Below are 12,161 nucleotides of genomic sequence, written 5' to 3'. Positions count from 1 at the left end.
CACCACAGGAGCACGCCATGGAGCAGTACGAACTGGACGCCGTCAAGGCCGTCACCACCAGGCCCGCACACCCGTACCGGACCATCACGGTCGACCCGGTCACCCCGGTGATCGGCGCCGAGATCTCCGGCATCGACCTCTCCCAGGAGCTGCCGGCCGAGCAACTGGCCGAGGTGAAGCGGGCGTTCCTCGACCACCACGTCCTCGTCTTCCGCGACCAGCACCTCACGGACGAGGACCACAAGCGCTTCGCCGGGCACTTCGGCGAACTGCGCCCGGTCAACCCGCCCCCGGTCGACGCGGACCCGTACGTCCTGGAGATCCGCACCAGCGCCGAGGCGGAGAACGTCGCCGGCAACGGCTGGCACGCCGACGGCACCGCCGACGCCGAACCCTCGCTCGGGTCGATGCTCCACATCACCCGCGTCCCCGAACCCGGCAGCGGCGGCGACACCCTGTTCGCCAACATGCACCTCGCGTACGAGATGCTCTCCCCGACGATGCGCGAACTGCTCGACGGCCTGACCGCGATCCACGACGGCCTCGTCGCCTTCCAGGGCTACACCCCGCCCCCGGGGTACGTGATACCCAAGAACGAGCACCCGCTGGTGGTGCGCCACCCCGAGACCGGCCGCAGGATCCTCTACGTCAACAAGGCCTACACCGCGCGCATCCCCCAGCTGTCGGCCGACGAGAGCCGGGCCCTGCTCGACCTGCTGTGCGCCCTGCCCGCCCAGCGGCCCATGCTGACCTGCCGCATCCGGTGGACCCCCGACACGCTGGTGTTCTGGGACAACCGCTGCGTCCAGCACCACGCCACGTACGACTACTACCCGCACACCCGGTACGGCCGCCGGGTCGCCATCGACGGCGGACCGCTCAAGGGCTGAGCCGACCGGGAGGGCGGGCCCGGGCTCAGCCCGGGTGCGCCGCCGTCCTCGCCTCCGTACCGTCCTCGGTCCTCGCCGCCGCCCGGGCCAGGGCGGCGGCGAGACCGTCGGCCAGCCGCGCCCAGGCGGCACGTTCGCCGCGCTCGCCCTGCCCGTCGGCGTGGACCCGCACCACCGCGCGGACCCGGGCGGACGGATACGTCTCGGCGTAGGCGTCCGGGTCCGCCGCCGCGTACGCGGCCGCCACGGCGGCGGCGTTGGCCAGGGCGTTCGCGTCGGCGTGGGCGCGCACGTTGGCCGTGGTGTTGAGCTCCGCGTAGGTCTCGCCGTACCGGGCGGCCTCGGCCTCGTCGTAGCCGTTGGCCAGCGCGTAGGAACCGGCGGCGGCAGCGGCCGTGGCGTAGGCCTCGGCGTACGGGTACGCGTGCCGGAAGAGCTCCCGCAGCTCCGGTTCGAGCGCCGCCCGCCAGGTGCCCTCGTCGACCCGGCCGCCCCCCAAGGCCCTTGTGTGCAGGGCCAGGACGACCTGCTGCGGTACGGCGGACCCGCCGCGGCGCGCGGTCGCCTCGGCCAGCACCGGGCCGACCGCGGAGCAGTACCAGTCATGGACCACGCTGAACGGCACCCCGCCGTCCGACCGCCGCACCTCCCGGCGCACACGGCGCGCCCAGTCCGCCGCCGCGTCGGCGTCCAGGCCGTCGAACAGCACCTCCGCCACCTGCGCCAGCCAGGCCGGCACGGCCGGCCGCTCTCCTGCTGCCGGGTGCCCGGCGTCCCCCGCGACGGCGTCGAGTGAGGCGTAGAAGGCCGAGAAGGTCTCCGCTGAGGTCATCTGCTCTGCTCCTGACTGGGCGGTCTGCTTGCTGCGGGCCGTTTGCTGCAGGCCGTTTGCTGCGGGCCGTGAGGCTCCGACCCGTACGGCTGCGGATCACCTCGGCCCTTCCGGCCGGGCTGATCGAATCCCGCTACCCACCCTGACGGTCTCCCGGCACGGACGGTTCACCGGGCCGCCGACCCGACGGGATGTGCCGGATCGTCGCCATGTGGCGGAACGGCGAGCCGAGACGGTCCACCGGTCCCCTGACCCGGGAAGAACCGTGGACACGCACGGAGGACTCCTCCTCGCACGTGACAAACCCGGCGACGTCGGCGGTCATCCCCGGGATACTGGTCGCCCATGGATGAGGTCGAAGTCGTCGTCGCCCATGCCGAGCGTGCGACTCTGCGCGTCGGCGACGTGTTCCTGAAGGTGGACGCCGACCAGGCGCGCATCGACGTCGAGGTCGAGGCGATGTCCCTCGCGCCGGTCCCGACCCCGGAGGTCCTGTGGTGCAGACCGCCCGTGCTCGCGCTGGCCGCACTCCCGGGGACGACGCTCGGGCGCCTCGGCGGGCCGTCGACCGGGTCGCCGGCGGCGTGGGCCGCGGCGGGCACCGCCATCCGGAGGCTGCATGACGCGCCGCTGCCGTCCTGGCCGGGACGGGCCGGCCGGAGCATCGTCGCGCTGGCGGCGGAACTCGACGACGAGTGCGAGGTGCTCGTGACGAACGGCCTGCTGCCCGCCGACCTGGTCACCCGCAACCGTCAGGTCGCCGAGGCCGCGCTCCGGCCGTGGACTCCGGCCTTCACGCACGGCGACCTGCAGATCGCGCACGTCTTCGTCGACGGCGACGAGGTCACGGGCATCATCGACTGGTCCGAGGCCGGCCAGGGCGATGCCCTCTACGACCTCGCCACCTTCACGCTCGGACACGAGGAGCACCTCGGCGACGTCATCGCCGGCTACGGCGCCGACGTCGACCTCGACGTGATCCACGCGTGGTGGTCGTTGCGAAGCCTGCTGGTGGTGCGCTGGCTGACCGAGCACGGCTTCGACCCCTACGCGCCGGGCTGTGAGGTCGACGTGCTGAGATCCCGGATGTGAGACCGCGCGGGCCCGACCGCCAGGTATGCGTTCTGACGCGTCGACAGGCCGTCCCCGCGGCGCATCGCCCGCCTTTGCTCCCGGCAGGGTGCGGTGCGCAGCCGTCGCCGGCGGATGACGGCGCAGCCGAGGGTGAGGAACGCCTGACGGCTGTCGTCGCGGATCTCCCCGCGGATGCGCGGGCGGCGGAACCGGTGCCGCGGCGCGGTGGCTCGGTCCGCGACCCGGCGGTACAGGCCCGGGGCGGCGCCGTGCCCGGCGGGGTGCGGGGTGATCCGGTACCCGACGGTGCGGCGCGTCGGCACCCGGGCCGAGGACATGGCCGTCGGCTCCGGTGGAGCCCGGTCAGGCCGGGCGGACGAGGCGGTTCTCGTAGGCGAAGACCACGGCCTGGATCCGGTCGCGGAGTTCGAGCTTGTGCAGGATCCGCCCCAGGTGGGACTTCACGGTCGCCTCGGCGAGGTGCAGGGTGGCCGCGATCTCGGTGTTGGACAGGCCCCGGCCGACCTGGACGAGTACGTCGCGTTCACGGGCGCTGAGCCGGCCCAGCCGCTCGTCGGGGCCGGCGCCGGCGCCGTCGGGGATGTGCGGGCGGAGGTCCTCCAGGAGGCGGCGGGTGATCCGGGGGGAGAGCACCGCGTCGCCCGCGGCGACGTTGCGGATCGCGGTGAGCAGTTCCTCGGGCCTGGTGTTCTTCAGCAGGAAGCCCGAGGCTCCGGCGCCGAGTCCGGCGAAGGCGTATTCGTCCAGGTCGAAGGTGGTGAGGATCAGTACGCGGCTCCGCGGGGCGGTCCTGACGATCTGCCGGGTCGCCTCGATCCCGTCGGTCCCGGGCATCCGGACGTCCATCAGGACGACGTCGGGGCGCAGTTCCCGGGCGAGGCGTACGGCCTGGCCGCCGTCCGCGGCTTCGCCGACCGGTGTCATGTCGGGCTGGGCGTCCAGGACGGTGCCGAAGGCCATGCGCAGCAGCGCCTCGTCGTCGGCGATCAGGATGCGGATCGTCATGCGGACGCCGCTCCGCTGCTGTCGAGGAGGAGGCGGGTGTGGACTTCCCAGCCGCCGCCCGGTAGCGGTCCGGCGCGCAAGGTCCCCCCGTAGGCGGCCGAGCGTTCGCGCATGCCGGGGATGCCGTGGCCGGACGGTGCGGTGCCGTGGGGCGGCGGGCAGCGGCCGTCGTCGGTGACGTCCACGGTGAGGGTCCCGGGCGAGCAGTGGATCCGGACCGTCGCGCGCGTGCCGGTGGGGGCGTGCTTGAGGGTGTTGGTCAGGGCTTCCTGCACCACGCGGTAGACGGTGAGTTGTGCGGTGGCGGTCACGTGGGCGTGGCCGCCGTGGACGTCGAGGCGGGTCGGCAGCCCGGCGGCGCACATCTGGTCGGCGAGGGCCTCCAGTTGGGCGATGCCGGGCAGCGGGTGGCGCTGCGCGTCCGGTTCGTCGGTCCGCAGGATGCCCAACGAGCGCCGCATGTCGGTGAGGGCCTGGCGGCCCGTCTCGGAGATCTGGAGCATAGCGGCGGTGGCCCTGTCGGGTGACCGGTGCTGCGCGTAGACGGCGGCGTCGGTGAGCGCGACCATGACGGACAGGTTGTGGGTGACGATGTCGTGCATCTCCCGGGCGATGCGTGTCCGTTCCTCGGCGACGGCCAGTCGCGCCTGCTGTTCCTGTTCCCGCTCCAGGCGTGCGGCCCGTTCCACCAGGGCGGCCAGGTAGGCGCGGGTGGTGCGCGCGTTCACCCCGAGGACGGCGGCGGCGACGGCCATCGCGGTGACCGCGACGAAGGGGGTCAGGAACGCGCCTTCCGGTGCCCAGCGCAGGCAGGCCAGCAGGACCCCTGCCTCCACGACGGCACCGGCGACGAGTGCGCCGCGCCGGCCGGTGTGCGCGGCCACCGTGTAGAGGGCCACCAACAGGGCGACGTCCGCAGGCAGTTGGACGTCCGTCAGCCACTGGACGAGGGCGGCGGCCGCCACGGCGCCGAACACCGCGAGCGGGGCCCGGCGCCGCCACAGCAGGGGCACCGCGAGGGCGGCGGTGAGGGCCACGGCCACCGGCAGCTCGTGCGGCACACGCGTGGTCATGACGTTGAGCAGGAGGAGCACCGGCAGCAGCGAGTCCCACAGCACGGGCGGCAGCCGGGAAGTCCGGCGCCCGGCGGCCGTCACCAGCCGTGCCGCGCGTGCGGCGGCCGGACCGCCGACGCGGCTCGTCGGCCGTGACGCGGTCCCAGCCCACCGGGCCCGGTCCAGGCGGCGTACCCGGCCCTGCACCCGGTCCTGCACCCGGTCCTGCACCAGGTCCCGGTCCTGTCGGCCTGCCCGGTGGGCATGGCCGGGTTCCGCGGCCGCCTCGGTCATCACACGTCCCTGTCGATTCGGCGTCATGTCGACCCCGGCCGGCACCTGCCGCTGCCCGGCCCGCATCACTGCCCGGCCCGCATCGCTGCTCGGCCCGCATCGCTGCCCAGCCCGTCCCGCGGCCCTGTCACGGTAGACCCCGGGCCCCGCGGAGCACATGACCCCACCGTCTGACGGCACCACGCCGGAATGCGACCTGAGGAGGAGGCCGCTACCTCCCGTGGTCGCAGGGCGGACGCTGATCCGGTGTGCTCGATCGCTGCCCCGGTCGCACGGGGGCCGCCGCGGATTGCGACCCCGGTTGCAGACGACGGCGACCGGGGAGCGATGTGGCCGTGCACGTCCGGCGCCGAGCATGGCCACGTGACCGAGATCATCACGGGACCGCAGATGTCCCCCCTGGAAATCCTCGCCCTGCTGGGTGCCGTCGCGCTGGTGGTGGCGCGCTGGCTTCCCCCCGCCGCCCGTCCACGCGTCACGATCGCGGCGGGGGCGGTTCTCGTCCTGTCCGCGATCGTGCTCGCGGTGGCGGGGATCCGCTGGCAGATGCTGCCGGTCCTGGCGGGCGCCGCGTTCGCGCTGCCGTTCGCCCTCTCCCCACTGCTGCGACGCCGCTCCGGCCGGCCGGCGTGGCGGGCCCGCTGGTGGCTGGCGCTGCCGGGATCGGTGGCCTGCGTCGGCCTGATCGCCACGGGCCCGGTGGCCGCCTGGGCCTTTCCCGTGCCCGTGTTCCCCGAGCCGTCGGGCGAGTTCGCGGTCGGCACCCGGGTGCTGCAGTGGACGGACCCGGGCCGCCCCGAGACCTTCACCGCCGATCCGGACGACCGGCGTACGGTCGTGGTCCAGCTCTGGTACCCGGCGCAGAAGAGCCCCGCGGGCGCGCAGCGGGCCCAGTACCTCGGCCGGACGGAGCAGGAGGCGCGCACCGTCGCCGAAGCCCTCGCCCGCGGGGTCGGCCTGCCGGGCTTCCTGGTCGACGGTGTCCCGCGGGCCCGCAGCCGGTCGGTGTTCGACGCCCCGGTGGACGGCGGCGGGGGGCGGTTCCCGGTCGTGCTGTTCTCGCCCGGTTCGGGCGGGGTGCGCACCCAGAACACCGCCTGGGCGGAGGAGTTGGCCAGCCACGGCTACGTGGTCGCCTCGCTCGACCACCCGTACGACTCCGCCGCCGTCGTCCTCGCCGACGGCCGGACGATCACCAGCGAGACCTCCTCGTCCGGTGATGCGGACAAGGACGAGGAGCTGGCGGCCGGCTGGACGGCTGTTCGGGCCGCCGACCTCGGCTTCGTCCTCACCCGGCTGGACGGTCTCGACCGGGGCGAGGCCGCCGACCCGCTGACCGGGCGCCTGGACACCGGCCGGGTCGCGGTGGCCGGCCACTCCATGGGCGGTGCCGCCGCCCTGCAGGCGGCCCGGCAGGACCGCCGGTTCGACGCCGTCATCGACCTGGACGGCTACCCCCACGGCCCCGCCTCGCCCGCCCTCGACCAGCCGACGCTCGCCCTCACCCAGGCGATCACCCCGGGAACCGATCCGCGCTACCTGCCCCGCCTCACCCAGGCGCTCGACGCCGGCACCGCGACGAGCTACCGGCTCACCGTCCCCGGCGCCGCCCATCTCACCTTCATGGACGGCCCGCTGTACCTGCCGCCGGTGCCCACGATCGTCGGTTCCCTGGGCCGCACCGGGAGCCCGCGCGTCGTCGCCGCAGCCACCCTCGCCTTCCTGGACGCCACGCTGCGGGGCGAACCCGGCGACCTGGCCGGCGCCCTGCGGGCCTACGGCGACCTCACCGTCCACCACCCGGACGGCGGCCGCTGACCGGCCGCCCCGGGCACCCACGACGGCCGGACGGCACGACGGGATCCACCGACCGGACGGTGACGGGATCCACCGACCGGACGGTCGTGCCCGAACCGACGGCGGGCGGCCCCGGGTCGTCGTTCACCGACGGCCCGGGGCCGTCCGCGCGTCGACTCCTCCCGCGCGCGGGGGCGTGCGCCGGCCGTCAGCGGCACGGGCCGGAGGGGATGCGGTGATGGTTCGTCGGCCCGGCGCGGTTCCGGATCGTCGCCTGCGCAGCCGTCGGTGCCGGAGGGTGCCGATCCGGGCCGGACTCGCACACCGTCCCGGCCGCCCGGAAGCGCGGTCCCGGCCGTCGTGCGTTTCGTTGGCCCGTCCCGGCGGTCAGGGCCTACGCTGCGGCCACGGCGACCGACGGTGTGGAGGTCCCGGTTTCTTGGCGTTCCCGCGTGCGGGGCGGAGAGGAGATCTCGTGATCGAGCTGTTGGATGGCATGCCTGCGGGGGTCATCGGGTTCGAGGCGAGCGGGAAGCTCGCGGCGGAGGACTACCGCGATGTGGTGCTCCCGGCGCTGGAGGTCGCGGCCGAGGCCGGCGAGGTCCGGTTCCTGATCGTCATGCGCGACTTCCAGGGCATGTCGGGCGGGGCGCTGTGGCAGGACCTCAAGGTCGGCTTCGGCCACCTCAAGGCGTGGAAGCGCATCGCCGTGGTGACCGACATCGACTGGGTGCACCACATGACGTCCCTCTTCGGCTGGATGACTCCCGGGGAGACCAGGGTGTTCGCCCTCGACGACCGGGACGCGGCGGTCGCCTGGGTCCTCGGGTGACGGCACCGGTCACCGGGGCCGGTGCCGCCCACCGGCCCCCGGTCACCCGCCGTCCGCGCTGAGGCTCCTGAGGTCGTCGAGGTCCTGGGCGGAGCGTCCGGACGGCCGTACCCCGGGCACTTCGGGCCGGGGCCACCGTCGACGCCCCGCCCCGTCACTCCGCGGTGCGGGACGGGCCGAAGTCCTCGGCGGAGATGCGCAGCCGGAAGACGTGGTAGGTCCAGCCCTGGTAGGCGAGCACCAGGGGGAGGAAGACGATGGCGACGACGCTCATCACCTTCAGCGCGTAGTTGCCCGAGGCGCTGTTCTGGACGGTCAGGTCGAACGCGGGGTCGGTGCTGGAGACCAGCAGGCGGGGGTAGAGGTCGACGAAGAGCGACAGGACGGTGGTCGCGATGGTGACGGCGGTGGCGACGAACGCCCAGCCGTCGTGCCGTCCGACGGTCAGCCAGACGGCGGAGACCACCGCGAGGACGGCGACGAGTTCGAGGATGTCCGGCAGGACGCCCTTGCCCGCGGTGGAGTGGGTCCACGGCAGGAAGGCCAGCACGGCGAGGGCGGTCGCCGGTGCGGTCCGGCGGGCCAGGAGCTTGGCCCGGGCCTGCACCGCGCCGGTGGTCTTGAGGGCGATGAACGTCGCGCCGTGCAGCAGGCAGAGCAGCACGAGGGTGAGGCCGGCGAACACCGAGTACCCGGAGAACAGGTCGCCGAAGGAGCCGGTGAACTCGTGGTTCTGGTCGATCGGCAGGCCGTGCAGCAGGTCGCCGAGGGCGATCCCGATCAGCAGCGGCACCAGCAGGCTGCCGGCGGTGAGCAGGGTGTCCCAGGTGCGGCGCCAGCGCACGCCGTCGACCTTGCCGCGGAACTCGAACGAGACGCCGCGCACGATGAGTCCGACCAGGAGCAGGATCATCACCAGGTAGAGCCCGGAGAACACGGTGGCGTACCAGTCGGGGAAGGCGGCGAACATCGCGGCGGCGGCGACGATCAGCCACACCTCGTTGCCGTCCCAGAGCGGGCCGATGGTGTTGATCGCCGCCCGTCTGCCGGGTTCGTCGCGGGCGACGACGGTGTGCAGCATGCCGACGCCGAGGTCGAAGCCCTCCAGGACGAAGAAGCCGGTCCACAGGACGGCGGTGACGATGAACCAGAACGTGGCGAGCGCCATCGAGGGGCCTCAGTAGCTCAGGGCCGGGACCGGGGCGTCCTCGGCGGGCGGCGGGGACAGCTCCTTGCGGGCGTACCGGGTGATCAGGACGGCCTCGACGATCGCGAGCGCCGCGTAGAGCAGGAGGAACACCAGGATGCTGATGGCGACCGTGGTGGTGCTCACCGACGGCGAGACGCCGTTGCGGGTGAGCTGGATGCCCTGGACGATCCACGGCTGGCGGCCGTTCTCGGTGAGCAGCCAGCCGGCGGTGTTCATCAGGAACGGCAGCACCGAGGCCCAGACCGCCACCCGCTGGAACCGGTGCGCGGTGCCGAGCCGCTTGCGCCACAGCAGCCACAGGCCCCACAGCCCGACGAGGAGCAGCACGACGGCGAGGTAGGCCATCACCCGCATCGACCAGTACTGGATGAAGATGTTCGGGACGTAGTTGCCGGGCCCGTACTGCTGCTCGTACTGGGCCTGGACGGCGTTGAGGCCCAGGACCTGCCCGTTCCAGTGGTTGGTGGCCAGCAGGGAGAGCAGGTGCGGGACGGCGAGGATGCGGGTCGGCGTCATGTCGTTCGTGCCCCCGCCGATCTGGAACAGCGAGAACGAGCAGGGCTGGCAGGTGTCCCACTGGGCCTCGGCGCCGGCGATCTTCATCGGCTGGTACTTGCCCTCGGTGACGCCGAGTTCGCTGCCGACCAGCATCGCGACCAGGAGCACCGGGACCATGACGACCAGGGCCAGCTTGGCGGTTGCGTGGAAGGCGAGCGGGGACGATCCCTTGCGTAGCTGCCAGGCGGAGACCGCGAGCATCACCGCGCACCCGGTGACCACCGAGGCGAGGATCACGTGCAGGTACCCGCGCAGGAACACCGGGTTGGTGAACAGCGCCCACACGTCGTCGAGGACGGGCCGGCCGGTGGACGGGTCGATCGTGTAGCCGACCGGGTGCTGCATCCAGGAGTTGGCCGCCATGATGAAGGCCGCGGACAGCACCCCGCCGACGGCCACGGCCCAGATCGTCGCCAGGTGCACCCTCGGCGGCAGGCGGTCCCAGCCGAACAGCCACAGCCCGAGGAAGGTCGACTCCAGGAAGAACGCGGCCAGGCCCTCCATCGCCAGCGGCGCGCCGAAGACGTCGCCGACGGTGCGTGAGTACTGCGACCAGTCCATGCCGAACTGGAACTCCTGTACCAGGCCGGTCACCACGCCCACCGCGATGTTGATCACCAGGAGGACGCCGAAGAACCGGGTGAGCCTGAGGAGTTCGGGTCGGCCGGTCCGGTGCCAGCCGGTCTGCAGCAGGGCGGTGAGGAAGCCCAGGCCGATGGTGACCGGAACGAACAGGAAGTGGTAGACCGACGTCATGGCGAACTGAAGCCTGGCCAGGTCGAGTTGACTCATGTGGATCCGATCGCGGGGCGCTGGGCCCCAGTCAACCACGCACCTGCGGCCCCGGCGGGGCGGCGCCGCCGGGGTTAGCCCTGGCGGGTGTCGGCCGATCGGCGGAACCGGCCGGCCGGGGGCGCCGGCGGTGGTGGGGAGCGTGACCCCGCGCGCGCCCGAGCCGATGCCGCCGGATCCGGTAGAAATCCCGCTGGTTGGGCAGACTCCCGGTGGGTCCTCCGGGCTCAAGGAGGTGACGGAGATGACCACGATCACGGTGAAGAAGCGCCCCGCGCCACTACGCCCGCGGCCACCGCTCGATCTGCGGACGCCCTCGGGCCGTCCGCTCCCGTACTGACCGCACACTCACCTCGGCGCCCCGGGTTCCACGACGCGAGTCGTCCCGGGGCGCCGAGGTGCGTCCGGTCGTGACCGAGGTGCGCCCGGTCAGGGGTGAGGTGCGCCCGGTCAGGGATGAACGGTGCAGGCCGCTCCCGTCAGCTGTTGTCGATCTTGCCGCCGTTCGGGCCGAGCACGTACCAGCCCGCGCCGAACGCGTTGGAGCCCTCGCCGTTCGTGTCGCCGGGAGCGTGGTCACCGGCGAAGTAGTACAGCGGATGGCCGTGGTAGGTCACTTCGATGCTGTGGTCGGCACGGGTGACGGTGCCGAGGTCGGCTGCGCTGACCCCGCTGCCCGCCTGGGGGGTGCCGGTGGTGGTCAGCGGGGGCCAGGCGACGGCGCAGGTGCCGTCGCAGGCGGACATGCTCGGGCCGTCCTTCTCGAAGAGGTAGACCGTGCGGCCCTGACCGTCGGTCAGGATCGTGCCGAGCTTCGAATCGTGCACCGCGACCGTGGTCCCACCGGCGGCGGACACCGCGGGCGGCTGGCCGGCGGGAGCGGGTGAGGAGGTGGCGGGCGGGGAGGGGGCGGCCGGTGCGGGGGCGGACTTGGCTCCACCACTGCTGCCGCAGGCCGCTGCCCCGAGGGCGAGGGCGGGCAGCAGTGCCGCTGCCCAGGCGAGACGTCGCATGAGAGGGGCTCCTTCTGAGGGGCGCCGGCCCTGGTGCGGTGGTCCTGCGGGCGGCGCACCCCTCAGTACGGGCCGCGGGTCGCGGGCGTTCACCCGGCCCGAGGGGCCGCGCCCCGGCAGGCCGGGGCGGCCGCGACCCGCGCGCCGCGGCCCGGTCAGCGCAAGGGGTGGGCATGGACCGGGGTGTCCGGCACCGGCCGGTCCAGGCACTCCAGGACGTGGACCAGGCCCTCCTCGTCGATCTCGACCCGCACCCTTCGGTCCGTGTCCGTGTACACCGGGTGCCCGTGGGGCCCGTGCCCGGCCTGGCGCTCCACCACCACCGTGTCCTGCTCGCCGTGGGATCCCACGGGTCCGGGGAACGTCAGCATCCAGCGGGCCGCATCCCCTGCCACCACGACCACATCCCGTCCTCAGCGCGCATCCGGTCCCGGACCGAAACCGGGTGGGGGTCCATTGTCCGCCCGCTGCCCGCCTGCGCGGCGGGCAGCGGGCAACCGGTCGACGGTCGTCGCGGGGTTGCGGGGGGTGTTCGGAGGTGCCGAGGGCCGCGGGGGCCGGACGACGGTGCCCGGGGCAGCCGGGTGAGCTTGCGCCGGTCCGCGCGGCGGCGCAGCTCCGGCGGCCGTCGCTGCGCCGCGTCGGCGGTGTGCCGCTCGTGTCCGTGGAGCAGGCCGTGGACGAAGGCGTGCCGCGTGGTGCCGTCGGCCCGGCCCGCGAGGGGGACGCGCCGGCGGCCGTCGGGATGGAGGACCGCCTGTGGCGGCCGGTCCGGGTCCGTCCGGTTC

At 73.8% G+C, this 12,161-nt stretch carries 11 protein-coding genes; 4 read left to right on the top strand and 7 right to left on the bottom strand.

All coding sequences use genetic code 11. The annotated features are described in order from the left end of the window. Positions 1-17 precede the first annotated feature (17 nt). Positions 18-890: a TauD/TfdA dioxygenase family protein gene (locus tag ACFV04_RS04675; protein WP_380335206.1), complete on the top strand. Its 873-nt coding sequence runs from the start codon at positions 18-20 to the stop codon at positions 888-890. 25 nt (positions 891-915) lie between these two features. Here the strand turns inward: ACFV04_RS04675 and ACFV04_RS04670 are convergent, their stop codons facing one another. Further along, a complete protein-coding gene (locus ACFV04_RS04670) occupies positions 916-1,722 on the bottom strand; it encodes a SpcZ (RefSeq protein WP_380526779.1) in 807 nt (268 codons plus the stop codon). Between the two features lie 345 nt (positions 1,723-2,067). Here ACFV04_RS04670 and ACFV04_RS04665 point away from each other — a divergent pair, with 345 nt between their 5' ends. After that, complete coding sequence (locus ACFV04_RS04665) at positions 2,068-2,814, top strand: phosphotransferase family protein (protein WP_380335210.1); 747 nt, start codon at positions 2,068-2,070, stop codon at positions 2,812-2,814. 345 nt (positions 2,815-3,159) lie between these two features. Here ACFV04_RS04665 and ACFV04_RS04660 read toward each other — a convergent pair whose 3' ends face one another. Continuing rightward, on the bottom strand, positions 3,160-3,822 hold the full coding sequence (locus tag ACFV04_RS04660) for a response regulator (protein WP_380526777.1): 663 nt from the start codon (positions 3,820-3,822) through the stop codon (positions 3,160-3,162). Continuing rightward, positions 3,819-5,171, bottom strand: a complete 1,353-nt coding sequence (locus ACFV04_RS04655) for a sensor histidine kinase (protein WP_380526775.1) — start codon at positions 5,169-5,171, stop codon at positions 3,819-3,821. Before ACFV04_RS04655 ends, ACFV04_RS04660 begins: the two co-directional genes overlap by 4 nt. A gap of 390 nt (positions 5,172-5,561) precedes the next feature. On the opposite strand from ACFV04_RS04655, the gene ACFV04_RS04650 reads away from it, so the two are divergent. Together ACFV04_RS04650 and ACFV04_RS04645 are read left to right on the top strand one after the other, a co-directional pair. After that, complete coding sequence (locus tag ACFV04_RS04650; RefSeq protein WP_380526869.1) at positions 5,562-6,989, top strand: alpha/beta hydrolase family protein; 1,428 nt, start codon at positions 5,562-5,564, stop codon at positions 6,987-6,989. A gap of 454 nt (positions 6,990-7,443) precedes the next feature. Beyond that, complete coding sequence (locus tag ACFV04_RS04645; protein ID WP_380526773.1) at positions 7,444-7,800, top strand: STAS/SEC14 domain-containing protein; 357 nt, start codon at positions 7,444-7,446, stop codon at positions 7,798-7,800. Positions 7,801-7,954: 154 nt separating this feature from the next. Here ACFV04_RS04645 and cydB read toward each other — a convergent pair whose 3' ends face one another. The 4 genes from cydB to ACFV04_RS04625 form a co-directional block, all read right to left on the bottom strand. Continuing rightward, a complete protein-coding gene (gene cydB, locus ACFV04_RS04640; RefSeq protein WP_380335221.1) occupies positions 7,955-8,968 on the bottom strand; it encodes a cytochrome d ubiquinol oxidase subunit II in 1,014 nt (337 codons plus the stop codon). A 9-nt stretch (positions 8,969-8,977) separates the two neighbouring features. Next, entirely contained in the window at positions 8,978-10,360 is a 1,383-nt protein-coding gene (locus ACFV04_RS04635; RefSeq protein WP_380526771.1) for a cytochrome ubiquinol oxidase subunit I, read from the bottom strand. A 479-nt stretch (positions 10,361-10,839) separates the two neighbouring features. Next, entirely contained in the window at positions 10,840-11,373 is a 534-nt protein-coding gene (locus tag ACFV04_RS04630; protein WP_380526769.1) for a hypothetical protein, read from the bottom strand. Positions 11,374-11,528: 155 nt separating this feature from the next. Further along, positions 11,529-11,771 carry a DUF6296 family protein gene (locus ACFV04_RS04625; RefSeq protein WP_380335229.1) on the bottom strand — a complete coding sequence of 81 codons (243 nt, stop codon included), beginning with the start codon at positions 11,769-11,771 and terminating at the stop codon, positions 11,529-11,531. Positions 11,772-12,161: the final 390 nt, after the last annotated feature.

This window comes from Kitasatospora sp. NPDC059599 (assembly GCF_042735125.1).
Taxonomy (GTDB): domain Bacteria; phylum Actinomycetota; class Actinomycetes; order Streptomycetales; family Streptomycetaceae; genus Kitasatospora.
This window is presented reverse-complemented; position numbering and strand designations above follow the sequence as displayed.